The following is a 24,152-nucleotide window of genomic DNA, read 5'->3' as shown; positions in this document are numbered from 1 at the left end:
TCCGTCTGCGGTTCAGTAGGACTTGGGGAGACCGAGCGAGAACTGGGCGACGAAGTTGAGCGCCATCTCCCGGCTGACCGGCGCGATGCGCGACAGGCGCGAGCCCGCCAGCATCTGCACCAGACCGTACTCGTTGGCCAGCCCGTTGCCACCGTGCGTCTGGATCGCCCGGTCGACAGCGTTGCAGACCGCCTCTCCCGCGGCGTACTTGGCCATGTTGGCCGCCTCCGCCGCACGCATCACGTCACCTGCGGCATAGAGCGCGGCCGCCTTCTGGGTCATCAGCCGGGCCATCTCGATCTCGATGTACGACTGGGCGAGCGGGTGCGAGATCGCCTGGTGGGCGCCGATCGGCGCATCCCAGACCTTGCGCTCCTTGGCGTACTCCGACGCCTTGGCCAGCGCGAGGCGCGCGGTTCCGAGGGCGAAGGACGCCGCCATGATGCGCTCAGGGTTGAGCCCCGCGAACAGCTGCTCGATGCCCGCGCCCTCCCCGCCGATCAGGGCGTCGGTCGGCACCCGGACGTCGTCGAAGAACAGCGTGAACTGCTTCTCCGGCGACACGATGCCCATGTCGATCTCCTGGTAGGTGAAGCCTGCGGAGTCGGTCGGCACGAGGAACAGCGCGGGCTTGAGCTTGCCGGTGCGCGAGTCCTCGGTGCGCGCGACCACCAGCACGTGACTGGCCTCGTCCACGCCCGAGATGTACGTCTTGGTGCCGGTCAGCCGCCAGCCGTCCGCCTCGCGGTACGCCGTCGTGATGATGTTGTGCGAGTTGGAGCCCGCGTCCGGCTCGGTGATCGAGAACGCGAAGGTCGACGTGCCGTCGGCCAGGCCCGGCAGCAGCGCCTGCTTCTGCTCGTCGCTGCCGTACTGCGTGATGATCGTGCCCACGATCGCGGGCGACACGACCATGAGGAGCAGCGGGCTGCCGGCGGCCGCGAGCTCCTCGCAGACCGCCGCGAGGTCGCCGATGTCGCCGCCGCCGCCGCCGTACTCCTCGGGGATCGAGACGCCGAGGAAGCCGTTGCGGCCGGCCTCGGCCCACAGCTCGGTGGTCTTCTTGCCCGTGCGCGCGGCCTCCTCGAAGTAGGTGCGGCCGAACTTGTTGCCGAGGGCGGCGACGGACTGACGCAGCGCGATGCGCTCGTCGGACTCGGTGAAGGCGATGGTCATGGCTGATCTCCTGTGGGTTCGGTCGCCTCGATGACGGCGAGCACGGCTCCGGACTCGACCTGCGAGCCCGGGGTGGCCGAGAGCTGGGTGACGACGCCGTCGGTCGGCGCCGCGATGGTGTGCTGCATCTTCATGGCCTCGAGGACGACGATGACGTCTCCCCTCGCGACCTGCTGACCGTCCTGGACCGGCACCGCGACGACCGCGGCCGGCATCGGGGCGAGCAGCGATCCGGCCGCGACGACGTCGGCGGGGTCGACGAACCGCGGCAGCGGGACCAGGTCGACCGGGCCGAGCGGACCGTCGACGTCCACCCACCCCTCGCCGACCCGGACGTCGTACGTCTCGCGCACCCCGTCGACGTCGAGGACGACGCGTCCGGGCGTGGCCTCGACGACGCTGACGCCCTCGAGGTCGTGCTGCACGAGGCCTGCGCCGTAGTGCACCGTGAGATCCGGCTCGTACGAGCGGGTGCGCGGCTGGCTCGGCACGTTCCGGTAGGCCGCGGGGATGCGGGCGAGCACACGGGCCCCGGCGGCCGCGGCGGAGGCCTCCGCGAGGGCCGCTGCGATCGCGGTCCGCTGCAGGGCGGCGGCATCCAGGTGCGGGCGCGTCCACGCCTCCAGTCGTTGGTCGAGCAGGGCGGTGTGCACGCGGGCCGCGGTGAACTCCTCGTCGCTCAGGATCGCCTGCAGGAAGTCCAGGTTGGTGCGCACCCCGTGGATCCTGGTGCGACGCAGCGCGTCGACGAGCCGGCGCAGCGCCGTACGACGATCCGCCCCGTGGGCGACGATCTTGGCGATCATCGCGTCGTAGTGGATGCCCACCACGGACCCGGACTCGATGCCGGAGTCGACCCGCAGGCCGGGCCCGGTGGGGACCTCGAACGTCCGCACGGCACCGGTCTGCGGCTGCCAGTCGTCGGCCGGGTCCTCGGCGTAGAGACGCACCTCGATCGCGTGGCCGTGCGGACCGGCCGGCTCGTCGCCGAGCGCGGCCCCCTCGGCGATCGCGATCTGCTGGGCGACCAGGTCGAGGCCGAAGACCGCCTCGGTCACCGGGTGCTCGACCTGCAGCCGGGTGTTCATCTCCAGGAACCAGGCACGACCCGAGTCGAGGTGGGCGTCGGAGACGAGGAGCTCGACGGTGCCCGCACCGACGTAGCCGACCGCGCGGACCGCGGCACGCGCGGCGTCGTGCAGCGCCGCTCGGACCGCGTCACTGACGTCGGGCGCGGGCGCCTCCTCGACCACCTTCTGGTGGCGGCGTTGGATCGAGCAGTCCCGGTCGCCGAGGACCCAGCACGTCCCGTGCCGGTCGGCCAGGACCTGGACCTCGATGTGTCGCGCGGTCGGCAGGTACGGCTCGACGAACACCGTCGGGTCGCCGAAGGCCGATTCGGCCTCCGCGGCGGCCCTGGCGAGCTCGCCGTCCAGCTGATCGGGGGCCGCGACGACCCTCATGCCGCGTCCGCCACCGCCGGCCGAGGCCTTCACGAGCAGCGGGAAGTCGTCCTGCGTCGCCGTCCCGGGGTCGACCCGCAGGATCGGCACGCCGGCGTCGGCCATGAGCTCCTTGGCGCGGATCTTCGACCCCATCTGCTCGATCGTGTCCGGGTCCGGGCCGATCCACACGAGTCCGGCCGCGAGCACCTGCCGGGCGAACGCGGCGTTCTCGGACAGGAAGCCGTAGCCGGGGTGGACCGCGTCGGCCCCCGACCGCAGCGCGGCGTCGACGATCAGGTCGCCGCGCAGGTACGTGTCGGCGGGCGCGTCGCCCGCCAGGCGTACCGCGAGATCGGCCTCGGCGACGAAGGGTGCTCCCGCGTCCGCGTCGGAGTGGACCGCGACGGTCCGGATGCCGAGCTCACGGCACGTGCGGAACACCCGGCGGGCGATCTCGCCGCGGTTGGCCACCAGGACGCTGCGGATCTGCGGGCTCACAGGCGGAACACTCCATATCCCTCGGCGCCCCGGACCGGGCGGGTGTGGATCGCTGACAGGCACATGCCGAGCACGGTCCGGGTGTCCCGGGGATCGATCACCCCGTCGTCGTAGAGCATCCCGGACGTGAAGTAGGCCAGGGACTCCTTCTCGATCTGTTCCTCGACGAGAGCGCGCATCGCCAGGTCACCTTCCTCGTCGTACGCCTGTCCCCTCGCCTCGGCCGCACCGCGCGCGACGATCGAGATGACCCCCGCGAGCTGCGCCGGGCCCATCACGGCGGACTTGGCGCTCGGCCAGCTGAACATGAAGCGCGGGTCGTACGCGCGCCCGCTCATGCCGTAGTGACCCGCGCCGTACGAGGCGCCCATCACGACCGACAGGTGCGGGACCGTCGAGTTGGAGACGGCGTTGATCATCTGGGCGCCGTGCTTGATGATGCCGCCCTGCTCGTACTCCGCGCCGACCATGTAGCCGGTCGTGTTGTGCAGGAACAGCAGCGGCGTGTCGACCTGGTTGGCCAGCTGGATGAACTGTGCGGCCTTCTGCGCCTCCTCGCTGAACAGCACGCCCTGGGCGTTCGCGAGGACCCCGATCGGATAGCCGTGCAGCCGTGCGAAGCCGGTCACGAGGGAGGAGCCGTAGAGCGGCTTGAACTCGTCGAATGCGCTGGCGTCGACGATCCGTGCGATGACCTCACGGGGGTCGAACGGGATCTTGAGGTCGGTCGGCACGATGCCGAGCAGCTCGTCGGGGTCGAGCCGCGGCTCGGCGTACGCCTGGTCGGGGATCGTGCCCTGCTTGCGCCAGTTGAGGTTCGCCACGATCGAGCGGCCGATGCGGATCGCGTCGCGCTCGTCGGTCGCAAGGAAGTCGGCGAGCCCCGACTGCCGGGCGTGCATCTCCGCACCGCCCAGCGACTCGTCGTCGGACTCCTCGCCGGTCGCCATCTTGACCAGGGGCGGACCGCCGAGGAACACCTTGGCGCCCTCCTTGACCATCACGACGTAGTCGCTCATCCCCGGCACGTACGCTCCGCCGGCCGTCGAGCTGCCGAACACCAGCGCGATCGTCGGACGGCGGTCCGCGCTCGCCCGGGTGATGTCGCGGAACGATCCGCCGCCGGGGATGAAGATGTCCTTCTGGGTCGGCAGGTCCGCGCCGCCGGACTCCACGAGGTTGATCGTCGGCAGCCCGCACTCGGCCGCGATCTGCGCCGAGCGGCGGATCTTCGCCAGCGTGCTGGGATTGGTCGAGCCGCCCTTGACCGTGGGGTCGTGCGCGACGATCACGCACTCGACCCCCTCGACGACGCCGATGCCGGTCACGACCGAGGCGCCGACCGCGAAGCTCGTGCCCCACGCCGCGAGGGTCGACAGCTCCAGGAACGGGGAGTCCTCGTCGACCAGCAGCTCGATGCGCTCGCGAGCGGTCAGCTTGCCGCGGCGACGGTGCCGCTCGATCGCCCGCTCCCCGCCCGCGTCGATCGCCGCCCGGTGCTGCTCGGCCAGGTCGGCGACCCGCTCGAGCAGGTGCCCGCGATTCGCCCGATAGCTGTCGGACGTCGTGTCGACCGCGGTGCGGATCATGTCAGTACGCCAGGAGCTTCGCGGCCAGGTCGGTCATGACCTCGGTGGCGCCGCCGCCGATGCCGAGGATGCGGGCGTCGCGGTAGTGCCGCTCGACCTCGGACTCGCGCATGTAGCCCATGCCGCCGAAGATCTGCACGGCCTCGGACACGACCCACTCGCACGCGGCGACCGAGACGTTCTTGGCCACGACGGCCTCGAGGAGCGGGCTCTCGCCGGCTGCGGCCTTCTCGACGGCCTCGCGGGTGATCGCCCGGGCCGCCGCGGTGCGGCTGTGCATCTCGACGAGCTTGTGCCGGATGACCTGACGGGTGATGAGCGGCTTGCCGAACGTCTCGCGCTGGCGGGCGTACTCGACGGCCAGGTCGAGCGCGCGCTGTGCCGTGGCGTAGCCCTGCGTCGCGAGGCTGACCCGCTCGTTGACGAACTGGTTGACGATCAGACCGAAGCCGCCGTTGACCTCGCCGACGATGTTGCTCGCGGGCACCCGCACGTCGTCGAACGTCAGCTCGGCGGTGTCGGAGCAGTGCCAGCCCATCTTCTTGAGCGGCTTGGAGACCGTGAAGCCCGGCAGGCCCTTGTCGATGACCAGCAGGCTGATGCCGCCGAAGCCGTCGCCGCCCGTCCGCACGGCCGTGGTGACGTAGTCCGAGCGGACGCCGGAGGTGATGAACGTCTTGGCGCCGTTGACGACGTAGTGGTCGCCGTCGAGGACCGCGCGGGTGGTGAGGCCCGCGACGTCGGATCCGCCGCCCGGCTCGGTGATCCCGAGGGAGCCGATCTTCTCGCCCGCGAGGGTGGGTCGGACGTACCGCTCGATCAGGTCGGGGTTGCCGCTGTCGACCATGTGCGGCACCGCGATGCCGTGCGTGCACAGGCTCGCGAGCAGTCCGCTCGAGCCGCCCGCGGCCAGGACCGCCTCGGTCATGATGGTCGCGTCGATGATGTCTCCGCCGGAGCCGCCGACCTCCTCGCTGAACGCGATGCCGAGCATGCCCACGTCGGCGGCCTTGCGATGCAGCTCGCGCGGCAGCAGGCCCGCGTCCTCCCAGGCCGGCAGGTGCGGGGCGATCTCCTTCTCGGTGAAGGAGGTGACCATCTCGCGCAGCGCGTTTCGTTCGGGAGTGCTCCAGGTGTTCACAGGGCAGCCTCGGCAATCGTCGGGGGTAGGAGGGTGGTGGGGATGGCGCAGTCGCGGGCACGGAGCCACTCGCCGACGCCCTTGGCCTGCGGGTCGAGACGGGTGGACGAGGCCACTCCCTCGCCGAGCAGGCCGTGGATCACGATGTTGACCGCCGCGAGGTTGGGCAGCGGGTGGATCTCGATGTCGAGCAGCGCCGACTCGGGCAGCAGATCGCGGACGGTGTCCTCGTCGAGCAGCTCGACCAGCCAGGCGTACGCGTCGTCGCGGGTCGGGTGGTCGGCCGGGATCCACACTCCGACGTTGGCGTCGCCGCCCTTGTCGCCCGAGCGGGCGTACGCCAGCCGTCCCAGCGGCACCCGCACCGTCTCCGCCGCCCACTCCGCGAGTGGCGCAACCTGGAGGTTTTGGGACGGCGAGTCGTCCACTTCTGCGCCGGTCGCGGATCGGGTTGCGCCAGTGGGCGGCGGGATGTCGGTGACGGTGCCGTCGGCTGCGACGACCCGGTGCGGGACGTCGGCCTGGGGGACGTACGCCGCACGGTAGGTGCCGTAGGGGCTCGCGGCGGCCGGCGGGCGCGACAGGCTGAAGCCCGGGTAGGAGGCCAGGGCGAGCTGCACCGCGGCATCGCTGAACGTACGCCCGACGGCCTCGGCGTGCGCACTCCTGACGTCGAGGCGCAGCAGCGAGGTCGCCTGCGCCTGCGTCGCGGGATCGGGCAGGTCGGTGCGATCGAGGTGCCACTCGACGGTCTCGGGCCGGGTGCCCGCGTCGAGCGCGGACTCCATCTGCTGCTGGACGAGGGCGGCCTTCTCGGTGATGTCGAGCCCGGTCAGCAGGAACTCGACGCCGTTGCGGAAGCCGCCGAGCGCGTTGAGGCACACCTTGGCCGTCGCCGGCGGCGCCTCGCCGACGACGCCGCTGATCGCGACCCGGTCGCGGCCGTCCTGGCGCAGGGTCATGGTGTCGAGGCGGGTCGAGACGTCGGGGCCGAGATACAGCGGCGAGCCGATCTCGTAGACCAGCTGGGCCGTGACGGTGTCGACCGTGACGGCGCCCCCGGTGCCCGCGTGCTTGGTGATGACGCACGAGCCGTCCGCCGCGATCTCCGCGATCGGGAAGCCGAGCGGCGCCGACATGTCGACATGCGCGAAGCCCGAGAAGTTGCCGCCCGTGGCCTGCGTTCCGCACTCGATGACGTGCCCCGCCACGACGGCGCCGGCCAGCTGGTCCAGGTCGTCGCGGCCCCAGCCGAAGGCGGCGATCGCGGGCCCCACGACCACCGACGCGTCCGTGACCCGGCCGGTCACCACCACGTCGGCCCCTCCCTCCAAGGCCGACGCGATGCCGAACGCACCGAGGTACGCATTCGCAGTGAGCACGTCGCCGAGGTCGAGCTCGTCGGCCCGGCCGACCAGGTCGTCGCCTTCGACGTGCGCGACCGCGATCTCGAGCCCCTGCTCGGCGGCGATCTCGCGCAGCTTCGCGGCCAGTCCGGCGGGGTTGAGACCGCCCGCGTTCGCGACGATGCGGACGCCACGGTCCTTGGCCAGCGCCATCGAGTCGGTCATCTGCCGGACGAACGTCCGGGCGTAGCCGAGCGACGCGTCCTTCATCCGGTCCCGGCCGAGGATCAGCATCGTGAGCTCGGCGAGGTAGTCGCCGGTGAGGTAGTCCAGGTCGCCGCCCTCGAGCATCTCGCGCATCGCGCCGAGCCGGTCGCCGTAGTAGCCCGAGCAGTTGCCGATTCGGACCACGGACGTCACCGGTCCGCCAGGGGGACCGGGTCGGCGCCGGGCAGCCCCGCGAACGCCTGGACGATCGTCAGCCAGTGCGCGGCGTGCTCGCCCTCGGCCCGGACGTCGACGTCGTCGAGGTGGCGACGTCGGGTCGCGAGCAGCGCGAAGTCGTGGCCCGACCCGGTGACCCGCTCGGCCGCGTCGTCCGGGCCCCAGGTCCACAGGTCGCCGTCGGGCCCGGTCAGCTCCACGCGGATGTCGACGCCCGGGTCCTGCTCGCCGCGCACCAGGTACGCGTACGGGCGGGCCCGTACGCCGATGTGGCAGACGTGCTTGGCGCGCGAGCTCTCGGGCACCGTGATGCCGATCGCCTCGGCGACGTCGTGGCCGTGGGCCCAGGTCTCCATGATCCGGGCCGTCGCCATCGAGGCGGGGCTCATCGCCGGGCCGAACCACGGGATCTTCTCCCCGACCGGTACGCCTCGCAGTGCCGCGTCGAGCTCGACCCGGCCCTCTCGCCACACGACGAGCAGGTCCTCGGGCGGCAGGAGCGCCATCTCCTCGGTCGCGGTGTCGATGAAGCCGAAGGGGTCCTCGGCGGCGGCGAGCATGACCCGGCCGAACTCGTCGGGATCGACGATCGCGGCGAGGGAGGTGCTGTCGGTCCAGTGCAGGTGGGCGATCTGGTGGGCGACGGTCCAGCCCTCGGGCGTCGTCACGGCGGCCCAGCCGTCGGCCGGCAGGCCCGCGACCCACTGGTCCAGCTGCAGGCTCTCGGCCGTCAGGTCGGACAGGATCTCGTCGAGGACGGTCATGGCATCTCCAGCTCGTGGTCGAGGACGGCGGCCCAGGAGTCCAGGACCGCCGAGCGGCGTCGTGCGTCGTCGCTGAGGGAGGCAGCCAGGCCGAGCCCGCGGACCAGGTCGAGCGTCGCCTGCACGAGCTGGCGGTTGTCCCCCTGAGACTCGTCGATGCCGAGCAGCTCGACTGCGTACGCGTGGGTCTCGCGGCCGATGCGTCGCTCGAGCGGTGCGACCGCCTCACGCAGCTCGGCGTCGGTGCGCGCGGCGACCCACAGCTCGAGTGCGGCGAAGAACACGGGCGAGACGAACTGCGCGGCGAGGATCTCCAGGACGCCACGGATGCGACCCTCCTCGGGCAGATGCGCGGCGCTGCGGCGCATCTCGTCGCGGCGGCGGTCGCTGAGGTGCTCGACCGCGGCCACCACGAGGGCCTGCTTGCTGGGGAAGTGGTGCAGCTGCGCGCCGCGGCTCACGCCCGCACGGCGGCTCACGAGTGTCGTGGTCGTGCCCGACCAGCCGAGCTCGACGAGGCAGTCGACCGTCGCCTCCATCAGGCGCTGGCGCATCGCCCGCGATCGCTCGCCCTGGGGGACGCGGATCGGCGCGGTCTCGGTGCTCACCCGCTCAGCATGGCCGCTCGATCACAAACAGTCAAGCATGATTGTTTGTTTCTGACGAAGTATCAGCCGATTCTCACGACGCGGTCACGGCCATCTCATGCTGTTTCGGTGTGATGGGAGTCACATCCGTCACCACTCTCGGGAGACCTCATGCGCACACCCCTCACCCTCGTCGGCCTCGTGCTGGCCGTCGTCCTGACGCTCAGCGGATGCGGTGGGAGCGACGACGACAAGCTGAGCAGCACCGACCGCGACAAGGCCGCCGATGCCGCACTCACGTACGTGGGTGGGGGCGAGGTCACCGACGTCGAGCGTGGCGACGGCGACGACCGGTACGCGTACGAGGTCGAGGTCAAGCTGCCCGGCGGCACCGACGTCGACGTGGAGCTCGACGAGGACTTCCAGGTCATCAACAACCCTCCGAAGGCCGCCGACCTCGAGTCCGGCGAGGCCCAAACGACGGAACCGACGCCGACGCCGACCGCGACAGCCGACCCCGACGACCGCCCGCTCACCGGATCGACGCTCAAGAAGGCCACGGCGGCGGCACTGAAGGCGACCGACCCGGCGGGCAAGGTCACCGAGACCAGCGAGAGCGACGACGCCGACCACGCCTACGAGGTCGAGGTCCTGCTGCCGAACGGACAGGACGTCACAGTTGAGCTGGACCGGTCGTTCAAGGTCACCAAGATCGATCGCTGACGCCGGGCGGGTTCCCCTCCATAGCGCGGCAGCCTTCGATAGTCTCCTCGGACTCCCACCCGCGCGACGGAAGGATCGTCCATGGCCGAGCAGGCTCCGCCACCGCCACCGCCACCGCCCACCCCGCCGCCACCGCCTCCCCCCACCGACCCCGTGCCGGGCGGCGCGTCACCTGAGCCGGTCGGCTCCGACCGTGGACGCGGCAAGATGGCCGTGATCGGTGGCGTCGCGGCCGCCCTCGTCCTCGGCGGCGGCTACGGCGCGTACGCGGTCTACGACAAGCTCGACGGCGGCGGCGCCCAGCCCCACGACGTCATGCCCGCGTCGACCCAGGTGTACGCCCGCATCGACCTCGACCCGTCCGCGAGCCAGAAGGTCGCGCTGTTCAGGCTCATCCGCAAGTTCCCCGACCTCGCGAAGCAGGTCGGCATCCGCGACGAGGACCAGGACATCCGCAAGCTGGTCTTCGACGAGGCGCTGAAGGGCTGCGACGGAGTCGACTTCGAGGACGACGTCAAGCCGTGGCTGGGCGACCGGGTGGGCGTCGGCGCCCAGATGAAGGACGGCGAGAAGGTCGTCATCGCGGTGCAGACCAAGGACGAGAAGAAGTCGCGCGAGGGCATCAAGAAGCTCTTCGGGTGCGGCGGCGACGCGTACGGGATCGCGTACCTCGACGGCTACGCGATCCTCGCGCCGAAGCAGGCGGACGTCGACGCGTCGATCAAGGCGACCGAGAAGGCCTCCCTCGGGGACTCGAAGCGGTTCATCGACGACTTCGACGAGCTGGGTGGCGAGGGCATCGCCTCGGCGTGGGTCGACGTCGCGTCGCTCGCGGACGTCCCGGAGGCCAAGCAGCAGCTCGGCGCCCAGGCGGACGACCTCGCGGCGACCGGCTCCGTCGCCATGACGTTGCGGGTCGACGGCAACGCCCTGGAGCTCGCGGCGCTGAGTGGGACGCAGCAGGAGCAGGAAGCGAGCCCGGGCGATCTCGCCAAGCTCCCGTCGGACACGGTCGTCGCGATGTCGGTGGCGGGCGTGGGCGACCAAGTCCGATCGACGTTCGACACGTTCGTCAAGACCTTCGACGAGGCCGCGTCGGCGTTCAACGGGATGACAGGACTCGAGCAGCGCGCGATGGGCGGGAGCGACTCGGGCCTCGAGATGGGCGATGAGTACACCGGCACGTACACCCCGCAGCCGCCTCGCAGCGCCCAGGACTTCATCGACGAGTTCGAGCGGGCGACCGGCTTCGCGCTGCCCGAGGACCTCGAGACCCTGTTCGGCGACAGCCTCACCCTGTCGATCGGCGCCAAGAACCTCGAGACGCTTCCCCAGATGTCGGGTCCTGAGGGTCTGAGCGCCCTCGACGTCGCGCTCTCACTGGAGTCGGACCGCACCAAGGCGCTCGATCTCGTCCAGCGCATCGCGGCCCAGGCGCGCGAGGCGGGGATCGCGCTCGTCGCGGTGCCCACCGACGACGGCGCGGTCCTGGCCACCAACGACGGTGCCGCCGCGGCACTGGCCGAGCCCGACGGCAGCCTCGGCGACGTGAAGGCGTTCAAGGAGGTCATCCCCGACGGCGATGAGGCGTACGCGGGCTTCTACCTCGACGTCGGCACGATCCTCGACAAGGTGCTCGAGGCCGATCCGCCCGAGGAGATCCGATCGGGCATCGAGGAGGCCAAGGCGCTGTCCGCGGTCGGCGTGTCGGTGACAGAGAAGGACGGCAACCGCTCGCTGACGAGCCTGCGCATCGCCTTCGAGTAGCCGCGAGGCGGGGCCCGGTCGGTGATCCGGCCGGGCCCCGCCGTCGCGAGCTCAGTCGTCCTCGGGGAAGGCGCAGTACAACGAGGGCTTGGATGCGTTGACGTACACCGGTCGGTCGGCGTTGCGCGCCTCGGCGCTGAAGGTGACTCCGCCGGTCTCGGCGCGAGGGACGTCAGCGGTGAAGGTGACCGTCGTGCCCGGCGTGACCCGCTGGCTCACGATGCGCTTCTCGTCCGCGTGGACTCGGAACTGCGCGTCCGCGCCCGCGGCCGACCGGTCGTCGAGGCCCACGGTGGCGCGCACCCGCTTGCAGGTGTGGAGGGTCACCCAGCGGGTCTTGCCCGCGCCATTGGCATCGGACGACCAGTAGCGGGTGACCGCGGTGCCATTGACGGTCTGCGGACCGTACTGACCGATGTACCTCTCGCCGTACGCGATGCCCATGTCCGGCGCGTTCGCCATCTTGTACCAGGCGTACGCACGCATGATCACGGTCCTGCTGGCACCGCCGGACAGGCCCGCGCCCGACGGCTTGTAGACGCGATAGCTCGTGCTGCCGTCGCGCGGCTCGACCGTCTTGGAGTACTTGCCGCCGGACCTGACGGTCGTCGTGGCGACCGTGCGCCAGCGGTTGCCGCCCTGGTCGACGTCGAAGAACTGGACCTTGAGCTTCGTGCCCTTCGCGGCCGGCGAGACCGTGCCGGAGAAGACGACACGGTCGCCCTGCTTGATCTCGGTCTTGGAGACCGAGAGGCTGACCTTGTACGGGGTGGCGGCCTGCGCCTGGGACGAGAAGGCCGCGGAGGCGATCGCGAGGGCGACCGCACCGGTGATGAGTGCGAGCTTGCGCATGGGTGCTCCTTCGGGACATGGAAGCCCGGCGAGGACGAAAGCCCGATCCGTCGGCGGTGCCGCGGCGTCCGCTTGCGCCCAGTGTGCACCCGCGGGGCCGGTTCACGCAGCAGGTTCGGGGGTGGGAACCACTTCCCCCACCAGGGTCTCCTCGTGCGCCCCGGGGTCGACAGTCGCCGCACGCTCGAGCTCGCCGACGGCCCGTCGGGCGAAGTCGGCCGCGAGCTGCAGGGCCATCTCGGCCTCGGGCAGCGCGTCGGCCAGGACCGGGAAGGCGTGCACCTGCTTGCGCCAGAGGTGGGTCTCGACCTCGACACCCCGCTCGGCAAGCAGCAGCGCCATCGCCTCGACCTCGGGGCGCAGCATCTCGTCCTCGACGGCGACGAAGAACGTCGGCGAGGAGATGAACGCCGCGGCGTGCAGCGGTGAGGCGTACCCCTCGATCGCCGCCCCCTCGGGCAGCCACCGCTCGCGGATCCGGGCGATCCGCTGCACGGGCAGATACGCGTCCCGCGAGCGGGTGACGCGCACGACGGCCTTGTCCTCGCGATCGGGGTCCACGCTCAGCAACGGCGAGAAGCCGAGGATCGCGGCGGGAGCCTGCAGCCCGCGGCGCGCGGCCAGCTCGGCGATCTTCATCGCCAGGTAGCCGCCGGCAGAGTCACCGGCCACGACGACCTTGTCGGGATGCTCGGACGTCTCGAGCAGCGCGGCGTACGCCGTGACGGCATCGCGTACGGAGTCCGCGACCGAGCCCTCGGGCAGCTGCACGTAGTCGACCGAGATGACCGTCGCGCCCGTCTTGAGCGCGAGCCGCTCGCAGATGCGGCGATGGCTCTCGATGCCGCACGAGAAGAAGCCGCCGCCGTGCAGGTAGAGGATCGTCATCTCGCTGCTGGGGCCGTAGCGGTGAGTCATGGACTCGACGCGCACGCCGCCCAGCTCGTGGACCTCGAAATCGACGTGCCGCGACCGCGGGCGCCGGGCCGACCACCGGTCCATCCCGCGGATCACGCGCAGCGAGCGGTCGGTGATGGGCATGAGGCGCAGCATCGGCTTGAACACGATGCGCGCCGACCGCTGCACCACCCGCGCCTTGAGGCTGAAGGTCTCGTGGACGACCGCCTCGCCGTAGACGACCCGCATGGGTCCGCGACCGGGCAGGTCCAGGCGCACCCGGCGAGACCTGCGCCGCGCCCTCCGTGGTCCCGATGCGAGCGTGGGCCGGAGAAGCATGGAGGACCGCGACATGTCCCCGACCATACCTTCGGTATGCCCGGGATTTCAACGCTCAGTCAGCGCGAAACCGGGCATCCACCTCGACGCGGATGACGATCTCCTCGGGTGAGAGATCGAGATCGGGGGCCCCACCGGACCGGGCGTCGGCCGCGGTGAGCAGCGTGGGGACGCCTCGGTCCTCGCCGGCCAGCATCCCCGGATCGGCCAGCTGCACCGCGACGACCTTGCCGCGGCGCACCGCGTCGGCGTACGCCTGCGCCTTGGTCACGGCGTCGTCGACCGCGGACGCGCGGACCTGCGCCTCGTACGCACGACGGTTCTTGGCCGAGACGTCCCACGAGATGCCGCCGATCTCGACGCCGTCGACACCGGACCAGTCGTCGAGGAAGCCGCTCAGCCGCTCGAAGTCGACGAACTCCGCGCGTACGTGCACGCGGGCGACGTGGACCACCTCGCCGCGCCGGCCGTCGGCGTCCCAGGGGCGATGGCTGAAGACACGGACCTGGTCGCTGGACCAGCCGTGCACCGCACGCAGGTCGACCAGGTCCTTGAGCTGCGCCGACAAGGGCTCCTGGATCGCGACCGCGTCGGCGAAGACCGTCTGCTTGTCATCGCCCTCGACCACGGCGGCCATCGCGACGGTCGCGCGCTCGGCGGGATGCTGCTGCTCGGCGGACCCGCGGACGGTGATCTCGAGTGACATAGCGGCAATCCTGCCCCACCCCGCCCAGATTTGCGGAGGCTTGCACGTTCTCGCGGCGTGAAACCGTGCAAGAGTCCGCACATCTGGGCGGGGGCTACCGCGTCCGCAGGCGCGCGCCGTCGAGGGGGACGAGCGCGGTGCGGGTCGCGGGGGCGATCTCGTGCCCCGCCTCGCAGACCAGGTGTGCGTGCACGGCCTCGCCGCAGCCGGCGTGGCGCACCCTCACCGGCGGCCCGGCGGCCCCCGACCGGTGGCGGTCGCCCCAGTCCATGATCGCGACGAGGACCGTGCGGAGCTCTCGTCCCGCGTCGGTCAGCACGTACTCGTGGCGGGTCCGCTCGCCCTCGTCCCGGACCGGACGCGTCTCGACGAGCCCTTCGTCGACCAGCAGCCGCAGCCGCTTGGTCAGCACGTCGCGGGAGATGCCCAGGTGGTCCTGCAGGGCGTCGAAGCGGCGTACGCCGTTGAAGAGATCACGCACCACCAGCACGGTCCAGCGGTCGCCGAGGACGTGCGCCGTGCGCGCGATCGAGCAGGCCGCGGAGTCGTAGTCCGTCCAGGTCATGCGTCCACCTCTGGGTCTGGATATCAGACCCAGATGCTACGCTGCCCGGCACCCGAGCGAAAGAGGCGGACATGAGCGAGCTGACCCGGCAGACGAAGACCATCTCGTGGGTGGACCCCCGGCCCCAGGCCGAGCAGGCCATGACGATGAGCGGGCTGGACTACCTGCGCGCGATGCAGGAGGGGACGATCCCGCCGCCGCCCATCGCGAGCCACATCGGCCTCGAGGTCGTGGACGTCGCCGAGGGCCTCGCGGTCATGGCGGCCACGCCGGACGAGTCGCACTACAACCCGATCGGCTCGGTCCACGGCGGATTCTCCGCGACGCTGCTCGACTCGGTCTGCGGCTGCGCGGTGCAGACGACCCTGCCGGCCGGCACCGCGTACACCTCGCTCGACCTGAACGTCAGCTTCCTGCGCGCGATCACGGTCGACACCGGACGCGTCGTCGCCACCGGCCGGGTCACCAAGCCGGGCTCGCGGGCAGCGTTCGTCGAGGCCGAGATCCGCGATACCGACGGCCGGCTGCTCGCCACGGCGACGTCCACGTGCCTGGTCTTCCAACCCTGAAAACGCGAGGGTTTCCTCAGATAGCATGATCTCGTGGTCACTCTCGACGATCTCCAGGTCCGCTCGCTCGGCACGAGCACGATCGACAGCCCCCTCGCGCTCTACGTCGGGGGGCGCGAGACCAACGAGTACTACGTGGGCGAGACCGACCGGATCCTCTACGACGACACGCTCGAGCTGATCGCAGCGCGCGGCGTGCCGCTGGAGGAGCTGCCGACGTTCGAGGCCGGCGGACCCCGCCGCAAGATCTTCTTCGACCCCGCCACGACACGGGTCGGCGTCGTCACGTGCGGCGGCCTGTGCCCGGGCCTCAACGACGTGATCCGCGCGATCGTGCTCGAGCTGGACACGCACTACGGCGTACGCGACGTCGTGGGGTTCCAGCACGGCTACGCGGGCATGGTCGAGAGCAACGGCCACGAGATCGTCTCCCTGACGCCCGAGTACGTCGCGCGGATCAACGAGCGCGGAGGCACGATCCTCGGCTCCTCGCGGGGCGCGCAGGACCCCGGTCTCATCGTCGACCGGCTCGTCGAGCTGGGCATCGACATCCTCATGGTCATCGGCGGCGACGGCTCGATGCGCGGCGCCCACAACATCGGCGCGGAGATCGAGCGACGCGGCCTGACGATCGGCATCGTGGGCGTCCCCAAGACGATCGACAACGACATCCCCCACATCGGCCAGAGCTTCGGCTTCTCGACCGCGTTCGCCAAGGCCGCGGAGTCGATCAAGGCGGCGCGCGTCGAGGTCGAGGCCGCGGTCGGCGGTGTCGCGATCGTCAAGGTCATGGGCCGCCATGCGGGCTTCATCGCGTGCTACGCCGCGCTCGCCAACCACGACGCCGACTTCGTCCTCATCCCCGAGGTCCAGTTCTCCCTCGACGGCGACAACGGCCTCCTGACGCTGCTGTCCCGGCGGGTCCGCGAGCGTGGCAGCGCCGTGATCGTGCTCGCCGAGGGAGCGGGCCAGGACCTCATCCCGGCCAGCGATCGTACGGACGCCAGCGGCAACGCGGTGCTCGGCGACATCGCGGGCTTCCTGCGCGACCAGATCACCAAGGACTTCGCCAACCGCGGCCAGGCGCTCACGATGCGCTACTTCAACCCCGGCTACGCGATCCGTTCGGTCCCGGCCGACGCCTCGGACTCGGTCTACTGCACGCGACTGGCGCAGACCGCGGTGCACGCGGCGATGGCCGGGCGCACCGACATGGTCGTGGGCCGCCGGCGTCACCGCTTCGTCAACGTCCCGATCCCGTTCGTGACGTCCGGCTCGCACAGCGTCTCTCCCGACGGCGACCTGTGGCTCTCGGTGCTGGAGAGCACCGCCCAGCCGTTCTCGATGTCCTAGGGACCCACTCGCACGGCGGGTTTGACCACATCGTGAGACACCCTTGTCGCTTGCTGAGACGCTGAGACACTGGAGGGCACCGACCTCCAGACTCTCCAGGAGACACCATGAGCGACACCTGGTCATTCGAGACCAAGCAGATCCACGCCGGACAGGTCCCGGATCCGACCACGGGCGCGCGCGCTCTGCCGATCTACCAGACGACGTCGTACCAGTTCCGTGACACCCAGCACGCGGCCGACCTGTTCAGCCTCGCCGAGCCGGGCAACATCTACACCCGCATCATGAACCCGACCCAGGACACCGTCGAGCAGCGCCTCGCCGCGCTCGAGGGCGGAGTCGGCGCGCTGCTGTTCGCCTCCGGACAGGCCGCCACGACCGGCGCGCTGACCAACGTCGCCGAGGCCGGCGACCACATCGTCGCGTCCGCGAGCCTCTACGGCGGCACGGACAGCCTGCTGCGCCACACGTTCCCCAAGCTCGGGATCACGGTGTCCTTCGTCGAGGACGCCAACAACCCCGATGCCTGGCGCGCGGCCGCGCAGGAGAACACCAAGGCGTTCTTCGGTGAGACGATCGGCAACCCCAAGGGCGACATCCTCGACCTCGAGGCCATCGGCGCGGTCGCCAAGGAGGTCGGCGTGCCGTTCATCGTCGACAACACGGTCGCGACCCCGTACCTGCTCAACCCGCTGAAGCACGGCGTCGACACCGTCGTGCACTCGGCGACGAAGTACATCGGCGGTCACGGCACCGCGATCGCCGGCGTCGTGATCGACGGCGGCACGTTCGACTACGCCGCGCACGGCGACAAGTTCCCCGGCTTCACGACTCCCGACCCGAGCTATCACGGCCTGGTGTTCGCCGAGGCACTCGGACCGGCGGCGTTCATCGGCAAGCTGCGCGTGCAGTACCTGCGCAACGTCGGCCCCGCGATCTCGCCGTTCAACGCCTTCCTCATCGCCCAGGGCCTCGAGACCCTGAGCCTGCGCATGGAGCGCCACATCGAGAACACCCGCCGGGTGGCCGAGTGGCTCGAGGCGCGCGAGGACGTCGCGACGGTCACGTGGGCGAGCCTCGACAGCAGCCCCTACAAGGCGCTCGCCGACAAGTACGTGCCCAAGGGATCGGGCGCCGTGCTGACGTTCGAGCTGCCCGGCGGCATCGATGCGGGACGCGCGTTCATCGACGCGCTCGAGCTGTTCAGCCACGTCGCCAACATCGGTGACGTCCGCAGCCTCGCGATCCACCCGGCCAGCACGACGCACTCGCAGGGCACGCCCGAGGAGCACGCCGCGACCGGTGTCACCCCGGGGCTCGTACGCCTGGCGGTCGGCCTCGAGGGCATCGACGACATCCTCGCCGACCTCGACGCCGGATTCCGCGCGGCCAAGTGAGCCTGGTCCCCGGCATCGATCCCTCTCTCGTCACCGGCGCGTGGCGGGAGGGGGACCCCCCGGGTGCACGGCTGTTCGCCGACATCGGCGACGTCGCACTCGACTCGGGGACGACCCTCCCGGACGTACGCCTCGCGTACGAGACGTGGGGGACGTACGACGGGACCAACGCGGTGCTCGTGCTGCACGCGCTCACGGGTGACAGCCACGTGCACGGTCCTGCCGGACCCGGCCACCCCACGCCCGGCTGGTGGGACGCGGTCGTCGGACCGGGGCTGCCGATCGACACCGACCGCTTCTTCGTCGTGGCCGCCAACATCCTCGGCGGCTGTCAGGGATCGACCGGGCCGGCCTCGCCGGATCCCGACGGACTGCCGTGGGGCGGGTCGTTCCCCGCGCTGACCGTGCGCGACCAGGTGCGCGCCGAGGCGGCTCTCGCGGACGTCCTCGGGATCCCGCGCTGGCACGGCGTCGTGGGCGGCTCGGCCGGCGGCATGCGCGCGCTCGAGTGGGCCGTGGAGCACCCCGATCGCGTCGAGCGGCTGTTCCTCCTCGCGACGTCGGCTGCGGCCTCCGCGGAGCAGATCGCGCTGTCCCGCACGCAGGTCGCCGCGATCCAGAACGACCCGGACTGGTTCGGCGGCGACTACTACGACGGCCCCCAGGGCCCGCTGGCCGGTCTCGACCTCGCCCGCCGGATCGCCCACATCGCGTACCGCAGCGAGGGCGAGCTGGAGGACCGGTTCGGCCGCACGGTGCAGGCGGACGACCGCTGGGCCGTCGACTCCTATCTGCAGCACCACGGCGCCAAGCTCGTCCGCCGCTTCGACGCCGGCGCGTACGTCGTGCTGACGTCCGCGATGGACAGCCACGACGTGGGCCGCGACCGCGGCGGCGTCGAGGCCGCGCTGGGCCGGATCACCGCCCGTACGGTCGTCGCGGGCATCGACTCCGACCGGCTCTACCCGATCCACCAGCAGCGCCTGCTCGCCGATCTCATCCCGGGGTCCGGGCCGCTCGAGGTCGTGAAGTCACCCTTCGGCCACGACGGCTTCCTCATCGAGGCCGATCAGGTCGGCGAGCTCGCCCGCGCTCTCCTCGCCTGACTCCCCCAGTCCGCCGACGAGTCACGCACGGGCGCCCACGAGTCACGCATGGGCGCCGACGAGTCACGCACGGGCGCCGACGAGTCACGTAGCGTCCCGGAGCCGTTCACGACGCGCCACGATGCTGGTGAGTACGGAGAGCACGGACCACGCGACGAGCACCGCGACTGGCCGAACGAGCTGGTCCGCGCCGAAGTACGCCTGACTCGTCCCGGCCGCCAGGGCCGCGCCGTGCGGCAGCCAAGGGGTGATCGCGGCCCACGGCTGGGGCAGCAGCAACGGGTGCACGAGCGTGACGAGCGGCGCCGCCGCCAGCACGAGCACCGTGACGGCCACACCGATGCCGATCACGCCGAACAGGGACTCGAACGCGTACGTCGTCGCGCTCACGGCAAAGATCGTGAGCGCCAGGACGATCCACCACCCCGCGAGGCCCGTCCCGTACGCGTGGCCGGCGTACACCGCGAGGAGACCGCCCACCACCACGGCGGCCGCACCGTTCACGGCGAGGCGGCGGGCACCCGCGGCGAGCGTCTCGGACCGCGGCCCGCGGCGCCACGTGCTCACCATCGCGACGACCAGGCCGGTCGCCACGGCCAGGCCGGTCAGCAGGTAGACCCGACGGTGATCGGCGTCCCCGCGGTCGGCCCGCACCACGTCGCGAACGTCGGCCCGGCGACCGTACGCCCCTTCGACCCGGGCCACCTCGCGGACGATCGCCCGGTTGAGGTCCTCGCCGTTGGCCGACGCGACGTACAGCACGTCGGTCTCATTCCTCAGGTCCACCACGACGGCGGCGACGCTGCGGCCGCTCGCGACACTGGCTCGCGCCTCGTCCGCCGTCGTCAGCGCTCGGGCGCTGAACGGACGCCCGTCGAGCGCGTTCGCGCTGTCGACCAACGAGGCCGCGACGACCGGCGGCGCGACGATGCGGATCGGCGCGGCGTGAGGGGAGGCGTCGGGACCGGCCAGCGCGAGGGTCACCACGACCACGAGCTGCATCAGCCCGAGCGCCACCCACACCGCTGCTCGTCGTCCCACAGGCACCGAGCCTAGGGGGACATGTGCGAGCGTTGCCCCATGAGGATCCGCTGGTTGCCGTGGCGGCTGCGCGTCGTGGCAGTCACCCTGCCCGCCGCTGCGGCGATGTTTGCGGCGGTCGCGCTCGCCCCGGGGCCGGAGGACGCCGAGCCGATGCCCGTCGCGCCGGCCGCCGAGACGAGCTGCCTGCCGGTCGGTCCCCTCACCTCGGTCGAGGACCTCAATCGGCTCGCGACGAAGGTCCGCGGCGGTTCGGAGTTCCAGGGCGCGGACGTCGGCGCGGACGTGACGCTGCAGGACGGCCGCCGGCTCTGGGTCTTCGGCGACACGTTGAGGGCCCGGGACTTCGAGGGGCAGCGGTTCGTCCGCAACTCGATGCTGCTGTTCCGGGACGGCTGCGCGGACGTCGTCCTGCCTGCCGACCACGGCGCGCTGATCCCCGACCGCAAGGACGGCGTCGGCTACTGGCCGATGTCGGTGGCCAAGGTCGAGCGTCCCGGTTACGACCTGGTCGGTGTCGCGGCCCAGCGCGTACGCGGGGCGTCGGCACCGGACGGCGCGCTCGCGTTCGAGAACCTCGGCCCGGCGATCGCGGTGTTCATCGTGCCGGCCGGGAAGACGCCCCAGCTGATCCGGGTCCGCGACATCGGCCGTGACCTCTCGGGGACCACGCGACCGACGTGGGGCGCGGCGTCGGCGGTGCAGGACGGCTGGGTCTACCTGTACGGCACGGCCAACGACGGATCGGCGTTCGGCTACTCGCTGCAGGTGGCGCGGATCCGCCCGGACGACATCCTCGAGCCGTCCCGGCTGCGCTATTGGGACGGCAGTCGCTGGCAGCGCGACGCGTCACGGGCGGCGGTGCTCATCCCGGCCCAGGGTGGGGTGTCGCAGACGTTGAGCGTCTTCGAGCAGGACGGCCGGTGGTACGCGGTGAGCAAGCGGGACGAGTTCCTCGGGACCGATCTCGTGGTGTGGTCGGCGCCCGGCCCGACCGGACCGTTCGTCGCGGGGCCGACGGTCGCGCGGATCCCGTCCGACGAGCGGTCGGGAACGCTGCGCTACATGCCGCTTGCGCACCCGGACCTGCTCCCCGAGAAGGGCACGGTCGTGGTCTCGTACAGCCAGAACAACGCCGACGTCGCCCGCGTCGACGACAACCCGTTCCTCTACCGGCCCCGCTTCCTGCGCGTCACCCTCCCCACCCCCTGACCGACCTCCCGTCGCAAAGTTCGCCGACGAGTCACGTACGGACAGTGAGGAGTCACGTACGGACAGTGAGGAGTCACGTACGGATCCCGCGAGTGACTCGTCAGCGACCGTGCGCGACTCGTCAGCGTCCGTGCGCGACTCGTCAGCCACCGTGCGCGACTCGTCAGCGACCGTGCGCGACTCGTCAGCGACCGTGCGCGACTCGTCAGTGACCGTGCGCGACTCGTCGGCGACCGTGCGTGACTCGTCGGCGGGGGGTCAGACGAGGCGGCGGACGATGCCCAGGGGTGCGTACTTCATGACCTGGCCGATCGGCGCCCACGGCCATCCCGGCACCGCGGCGTCGACGACCTCGGCCTCGATCTTCTTGACCAGCGCACGGCAGCCCGTCTCGGTGTCGACCATCATGCGGGTCTCCTGCTGCACGCCCTCGTTCATCTCCGAGGCGATGTAGCCGGGGTAGAGCGTCGTGACCTTGATGTCCAGACCCTTGCGCCCGATGAGATCGGATCGGATGCCCTCCGCGATCATCGCGATGCCGGCCTTCGTCGCGGCGTACGTCGTCATGGACGACGGCATCCCGCGCATCGCCGACATCGACGAGATCACGACGAGGTGGCCGGACTTGCGCTCGTAGAAGTGCTCCATGGCAGCCTCGCACTGCGCGAGCGCCGCGATGAAGTTGGTCTCGGCCGTCTCCTTGTTCGCCGCGAACTTGCCCGTGCCGATGCGCCCGCCCTTGCCGAGGCCCGCGTTGACGATCACCCGGTCCAGGCCGCCGAGATCGCTGATCGCCTGCTTGAACACGGCGAAGACCTGGTCGTGGTCGTTGACGTCGAGCGCGTGCACCACGACCTCGATCCCCGGGTGCGCCGCGGTCAGCTCGTCGCGCAGGGCCTCGAGGCGGTCGACGCGCCGGGCGGTCAGCGCGAGGTGGTGCCCCTTCGCGGCCAGGATGCGGGCCATCCCGGCTCCCAGACCCGAGCTCGCGCCGGTGATGAGAACGTTCGTGCGCATGTCAGTCGCCCTTCGACATCTTGGTGGAGGCCTTGGCCATCATCCGGTAGTAGAGCGGACGCGCGAATCGCTTCGCGGCGTACGCGATCCGCCCGTCCCGGTCGGTCAGGATGAGGTGGCGATCCTTCTCGACGCCCCCGAGCACCTCACCGGCGATGTCGTCGGCGCTGACCCTCGACCGGTCGATGAGCTTGGCGGCCATCTTCTGCGACGCCTCGTCCTTGCCGCGCAGCGACTCGGTCAGGTTGGTGCGGAAGAACGTCGGGCACACCACCGAGACGTTGACGCCGTACGGCTTGAGCTCGTGCAGCAGGGTCTCGCTCAGTGCCACGACGCCGGCCTTGACCGCGTTGTACTCGCTCATGCGCGGCGGGTGGATCAGCCCCGCGGCGGATGCCGTGTTGACGATGTGCCCGCTGCCCTGCTGCTTCAGCATCGGGGTGAACGTCCGGCAGCCGCGCGCCACGCCGAGCAGGTTGATGTCGACGATCCACTGCCACTGGTCCATCTCGGACAGCTCGATGCGTCCGCCGGCCGCGACGCCGGCGTTGTTGAACAGCAGGTCCAGCCCGTCCCACTCCTCGACGACCCACTCGTAGGCCGTGGACCAGTCGACGTCCTGCGTGACGTCCAGCCGCCGGTACGTCACGCCGGTCAGGCCGCGCAGCGACTCCGGGGCCTCGGTGTGGACGTCGGTCGCGAGGACGCGGCAGTCGCGCTCGATGAGCCGGTGGACCAGGGCCAGGCCCAGACCGGACGCGGCGCCCGTGATGAGGACGCGAGACTGCGGGAGGATCTGCATGGTTCAGATACTAGTGGTATTTGGGGGTTGGGGTTCTCGCTGCGCGGCTCCCGGCTGGGTCGGGTTGTCGACTCGCCTCGCCACGCCTCGCTGCTGGCGGCTTCGCCGCGAACGCTCACGCTGCGCTGGCGCGCTGAGACCCCAGGGCGCTGGCGCCCTGGGGTCTCAGCGGAACGTGACCATGTCCTTCGGGAGGTGGCCGTGCTCGTTGAACGCCAGCAGCCGTCGACCCGTCTGCCCGACGATGACCGTCGTCACGCTCGCGTTGATCACGACGTCGTTGAGACTCTGGAACAGGGAGTCGTCGCCGGCCAGCAGGTGCGAGACGACCAGCGCGATCGGCCCGCCCGAGGTGAACACCGCGACCCGCTGCCCCGAGCCGGCCTGCTCCACGACCCGCTCGAACGCGTCCATCACCCGGCCGCGGAAGTCCTCGTACGTCTCACCGGCGCCCGGTGCCCCCGCACGCCACGCTGCGAGCGCGTCGTTGAGCGAGGCCTGGAACGCCTTCGGATCGGCCGCGAGCGCCGCGGGGTCGTGGGCCCGGGTGAGCGCGAGGTGGTCGAACTCGTCCCAGCCGGGGTCCACGTCGTAGCCGTCGCCCTGGCCGCTCGCGTCGATCGTGGAGATCGCGGTCTGCGCATGCCGCTTCATCCCTCCGGCGACGGCCCACGTGGGCGCCCAGCCCGACGCCTCCCACGACATGCCGAGCGCTGCCGACTGCTCGGACCCGAGCTCGGACAGCTGGTCGTAGTCGGCTGCGCCCCAGGAGGCCTGACCGTGACGGATGAGGTGGATGGAGCCCATGCCCGGGAG

22 protein-coding genes are annotated in these 24,152 nt (G+C 71.2%); 7 read left to right on the top strand and 15 right to left on the bottom strand.

Features of this window, described 5'->3' with window-relative positions; genetic code table 11:
* Nucleotides 1-12: 12 nt before the first annotated feature.
* Genes GEV27_RS01150 through GEV27_RS01120 form a run of 7 tightly spaced genes read right to left on the bottom strand, consistent with a single transcriptional unit; the run spans nucleotide 13 to nucleotide 9,011 of the window.
* Nucleotides 13-1,176, bottom strand: coding sequence for an acyl-CoA dehydrogenase family protein (locus GEV27_RS01150; protein WP_153909789.1), 1,164 nt, complete (start codon nucleotides 1,174-1,176; stop codon nucleotides 13-15).
* Nucleotides 1,173-3,119: a biotin carboxylase N-terminal domain-containing protein gene (locus tag GEV27_RS01145; RefSeq protein WP_309221963.1), complete on the bottom strand. Its 1,947-nt coding sequence runs from the start codon at nucleotides 3,117-3,119 to the stop codon at nucleotides 1,173-1,175. Before GEV27_RS01145 ends, GEV27_RS01150 begins: the two co-directional genes overlap by 4 nt.
* Nucleotides 3,116-4,708, bottom strand: coding sequence for an acyl-CoA carboxylase subunit beta (locus GEV27_RS01140; protein WP_153933255.1), 1,593 nt, complete (start codon nucleotides 4,706-4,708; stop codon nucleotides 3,116-3,118). Before GEV27_RS01140 ends, GEV27_RS01145 begins: the two co-directional genes overlap by 4 nt.
* Nucleotide 4,709: 1 nt before the next feature.
* Complete coding sequence (locus GEV27_RS01135; protein ID WP_309221962.1) at nucleotides 4,710-5,849, bottom strand: acyl-CoA dehydrogenase family protein; 1,140 nt, start codon at nucleotides 5,847-5,849, stop codon at nucleotides 4,710-4,712.
* Nucleotides 5,846-7,606, bottom strand: a complete 1,761-nt coding sequence (locus GEV27_RS01130; RefSeq protein ID WP_309221961.1) for an acyclic terpene utilization AtuA family protein — start codon at nucleotides 7,604-7,606, stop codon at nucleotides 5,846-5,848. The genes GEV27_RS01135 and GEV27_RS01130 overlap by 4 nt, the downstream gene beginning before the upstream one ends.
* A 5-nt stretch (nucleotides 7,607-7,611) precedes the next feature.
* Complete coding sequence (locus GEV27_RS01125; RefSeq protein WP_153933254.1) at nucleotides 7,612-8,403, bottom strand: TIGR03084 family metal-binding protein; 792 nt, start codon at nucleotides 8,401-8,403, stop codon at nucleotides 7,612-7,614.
* Entirely contained in the window at nucleotides 8,400-9,011 is a 612-nt protein-coding gene (locus tag GEV27_RS01120; protein WP_309221960.1) for a TetR family transcriptional regulator, read from the bottom strand. Before GEV27_RS01120 ends, GEV27_RS01125 begins: the two co-directional genes overlap by 4 nt.
* Nucleotides 9,012-9,161: 150 nt before the next feature.
* On the opposite strand from GEV27_RS01120, the gene GEV27_RS01115 reads away from it, so the two are divergent.
* Together GEV27_RS01115 and GEV27_RS01110 are read left to right on the top strand one after the other, a co-directional pair.
* Nucleotides 9,162-9,713 carry a PepSY domain-containing protein gene (locus tag GEV27_RS01115; RefSeq protein WP_153909786.1) on the top strand — a complete coding sequence of 184 codons (552 nt, stop codon included), beginning with the start codon at nucleotides 9,162-9,164 and terminating at the stop codon, nucleotides 9,711-9,713.
* A gap of 81 nt (nucleotides 9,714-9,794) precedes the next feature.
* A complete protein-coding gene (locus GEV27_RS01110) occupies nucleotides 9,795-11,480 on the top strand; it encodes a DUF3352 domain-containing protein (protein ID WP_153933253.1) in 1,686 nt (561 codons plus the stop codon).
* 51 nt (nucleotides 11,481-11,531) lie between these two features.
* Here the strand turns inward: GEV27_RS01110 and GEV27_RS01105 are convergent, their stop codons facing one another.
* The 4 genes from GEV27_RS01105 to GEV27_RS01090 form a co-directional block, all read right to left on the bottom strand.
* Complete coding sequence (locus GEV27_RS01105) at nucleotides 11,532-12,332, bottom strand: NPCBM/NEW2 domain-containing protein (protein WP_153933252.1); 801 nt, start codon at nucleotides 12,330-12,332, stop codon at nucleotides 11,532-11,534.
* Between the two features lie 102 nt (nucleotides 12,333-12,434).
* Nucleotides 12,435-13,508: an alpha/beta hydrolase fold domain-containing protein gene (locus tag GEV27_RS01100; protein WP_194944096.1), complete on the bottom strand. Its 1,074-nt coding sequence runs from the start codon at nucleotides 13,506-13,508 to the stop codon at nucleotides 12,435-12,437.
* Between the two features lie 115 nt (nucleotides 13,509-13,623).
* The gene (locus GEV27_RS01095) at nucleotides 13,624-14,274 is read right to left on the bottom strand and encodes an SIMPL domain-containing protein (RefSeq protein ID WP_153933250.1); all 651 of its coding nucleotides are present in this window, start codon (nucleotides 14,272-14,274) and stop codon (nucleotides 13,624-13,626) included.
* A 94-nt stretch (nucleotides 14,275-14,368) separates the two neighbouring features.
* Nucleotides 14,369-14,839, bottom strand: coding sequence for a helix-turn-helix domain-containing protein (locus GEV27_RS01090; protein WP_153933249.1), 471 nt, complete (start codon nucleotides 14,837-14,839; stop codon nucleotides 14,369-14,371).
* 71 nt (nucleotides 14,840-14,910) lie between these two features.
* Between GEV27_RS01090 and GEV27_RS01085 the strand changes: the two genes are divergently transcribed.
* From GEV27_RS01085 to GEV27_RS01070, 4 genes are all read left to right on the top strand, one after another.
* Nucleotides 14,911-15,408, top strand: a complete 498-nt coding sequence (locus GEV27_RS01085; protein WP_153933248.1) for a PaaI family thioesterase — start codon at nucleotides 14,911-14,913, stop codon at nucleotides 15,406-15,408.
* A 33-nt stretch (nucleotides 15,409-15,441) separates the two neighbouring features.
* Complete coding sequence (locus tag GEV27_RS01080; protein ID WP_309221959.1) at nucleotides 15,442-16,761, top strand: ATP-dependent 6-phosphofructokinase; 1,320 nt, start codon at nucleotides 15,442-15,444, stop codon at nucleotides 16,759-16,761.
* A gap of 107 nt (nucleotides 16,762-16,868) precedes the next feature.
* Entirely contained in the window at nucleotides 16,869-18,158 is a 1,290-nt protein-coding gene (locus GEV27_RS01075; protein WP_153654792.1) for a bifunctional o-acetylhomoserine/o-acetylserine sulfhydrylase, read from the top strand.
* A complete protein-coding gene (locus GEV27_RS01070) occupies nucleotides 18,155-19,264 on the top strand; it encodes a homoserine O-acetyltransferase (protein ID WP_309221958.1) in 1,110 nt (369 codons plus the stop codon). Before GEV27_RS01075 ends, GEV27_RS01070 begins: the two co-directional genes overlap by 4 nt.
* A gap of 84 nt (nucleotides 19,265-19,348) precedes the next feature.
* Here the strand turns inward: GEV27_RS01070 and GEV27_RS01065 are convergent, their stop codons facing one another.
* A complete protein-coding gene (locus tag GEV27_RS01065) occupies nucleotides 19,349-20,305 on the bottom strand; it encodes a hypothetical protein (RefSeq protein ID WP_153933247.1) in 957 nt (318 codons plus the stop codon).
* Between the two features lie 39 nt (nucleotides 20,306-20,344).
* Here GEV27_RS01065 and GEV27_RS01060 point away from each other — a divergent pair, with 39 nt between their 5' ends.
* Nucleotides 20,345-21,517, top strand: a complete 1,173-nt coding sequence (locus tag GEV27_RS01060; RefSeq protein WP_153933246.1) for a DUF4185 domain-containing protein — start codon at nucleotides 20,345-20,347, stop codon at nucleotides 21,515-21,517.
* A gap of 258 nt (nucleotides 21,518-21,775) precedes the next feature.
* Here the strand turns inward: GEV27_RS01060 and GEV27_RS01055 are convergent, their stop codons facing one another.
* The 3 genes from GEV27_RS01055 to GEV27_RS01045 all read right to left on the bottom strand — a co-directional run bounded on the left by GEV27_RS01055 (nucleotide 21,776) and on the right by GEV27_RS01045 (nucleotide 24,143).
* Complete coding sequence (locus GEV27_RS01055) at nucleotides 21,776-22,534, bottom strand: SDR family oxidoreductase (RefSeq protein ID WP_153933245.1); 759 nt, start codon at nucleotides 22,532-22,534, stop codon at nucleotides 21,776-21,778.
* Nucleotide 22,535: 1 nt separating this feature from the next.
* Nucleotides 22,536-23,336, bottom strand: coding sequence for an SDR family NAD(P)-dependent oxidoreductase (locus tag GEV27_RS01050; protein ID WP_153654799.1), 801 nt, complete (start codon nucleotides 23,334-23,336; stop codon nucleotides 22,536-22,538).
* Nucleotides 23,337-23,501: 165 nt separating this feature from the next.
* Nucleotides 23,502-24,143 (bottom strand): histidine phosphatase family protein, encoded by a 642-nt coding sequence (locus GEV27_RS01045; RefSeq protein ID WP_153933244.1) that lies wholly within the window; start codon nucleotides 24,141-24,143, stop codon nucleotides 23,502-23,504.
* Nucleotides 24,144-24,152 lie beyond the last annotated feature (9 nt).

The organism is Aeromicrobium sp. S22 (assembly GCF_009661045.1).
GTDB classification, from domain to species: Bacteria; Actinomycetota; Actinomycetes; order Propionibacteriales; family Nocardioidaceae; genus Aeromicrobium; species Aeromicrobium yanjiei.
Note: the sequence above shows the minus strand (reverse complement) of the source record. Positions and strands in the feature narration are given on the sequence as shown.

Excerpts from the sequence above, each read along its gene's own strand:
- GEV27_RS01125 (WP_153933254.1), bottom strand. The coding sequence starts at position 8,403 with ATGACCGTCCTCGACGAGATCCTGTCCGACCTGACGGCCGAGAGCCTG.
- GEV27_RS01090 (WP_153933249.1), bottom strand. The coding sequence starts at position 14,839 with ATGACCTGGACGGACTACGACTCCGCGGCCTGCTCGATCGCGCGCACG.
- GEV27_RS01060 (WP_153933246.1), top strand. The coding sequence starts at position 20,345 with ATGAGGATCCGCTGGTTGCCGTGGCGGCTGCGCGTCGTGGCAGTCACC.
- GEV27_RS01075 (WP_153654792.1), top strand. The coding sequence starts at position 16,869 with ATGAGCGACACCTGGTCATTCGAGACCAAGCAGATCCACGCCGGACAG.
- GEV27_RS01115 (WP_153909786.1), top strand. The coding sequence starts at position 9,162 with ATGCGCACACCCCTCACCCTCGTCGGCCTCGTGCTGGCCGTCGTCCTG.
- GEV27_RS01140 (WP_153933255.1), bottom strand. The coding sequence starts at position 4,708 with ATGATCCGCACCGCGGTCGACACGACGTCCGACAGCTATCGGGCGAAT.
- GEV27_RS01055 (WP_153933245.1), bottom strand. The coding sequence starts at position 22,534 with ATGCGCACGAACGTTCTCATCACCGGCGCGAGCTCGGGTCTGGGAGCC.
- GEV27_RS01050 (WP_153654799.1), bottom strand. The coding sequence starts at position 23,336 with ATGCAGATCCTCCCGCAGTCTCGCGTCCTCATCACGGGCGCCGCGTCC.
- GEV27_RS01105 (WP_153933252.1), bottom strand. The coding sequence starts at position 12,332 with ATGCGCAAGCTCGCACTCATCACCGGTGCGGTCGCCCTCGCGATCGCC.
- GEV27_RS01085 (WP_153933248.1), top strand. The coding sequence starts at position 14,911 with ATGAGCGAGCTGACCCGGCAGACGAAGACCATCTCGTGGGTGGACCCC.
- GEV27_RS01110 (WP_153933253.1), top strand. The coding sequence starts at position 9,795 with ATGGCCGAGCAGGCTCCGCCACCGCCACCGCCACCGCCCACCCCGCCG.
- GEV27_RS01095 (WP_153933250.1), bottom strand. The coding sequence starts at position 14,274 with ATGTCACTCGAGATCACCGTCCGCGGGTCCGCCGAGCAGCAGCATCCC.
- GEV27_RS01045 (WP_153933244.1), bottom strand. The coding sequence starts at position 24,143 with ATGGGCTCCATCCACCTCATCCGTCACGGTCAGGCCTCCTGGGGCGCA.
- GEV27_RS01150 (WP_153909789.1), bottom strand. The coding sequence starts at position 1,176 with ATGACCATCGCCTTCACCGAGTCCGACGAGCGCATCGCGCTGCGTCAG.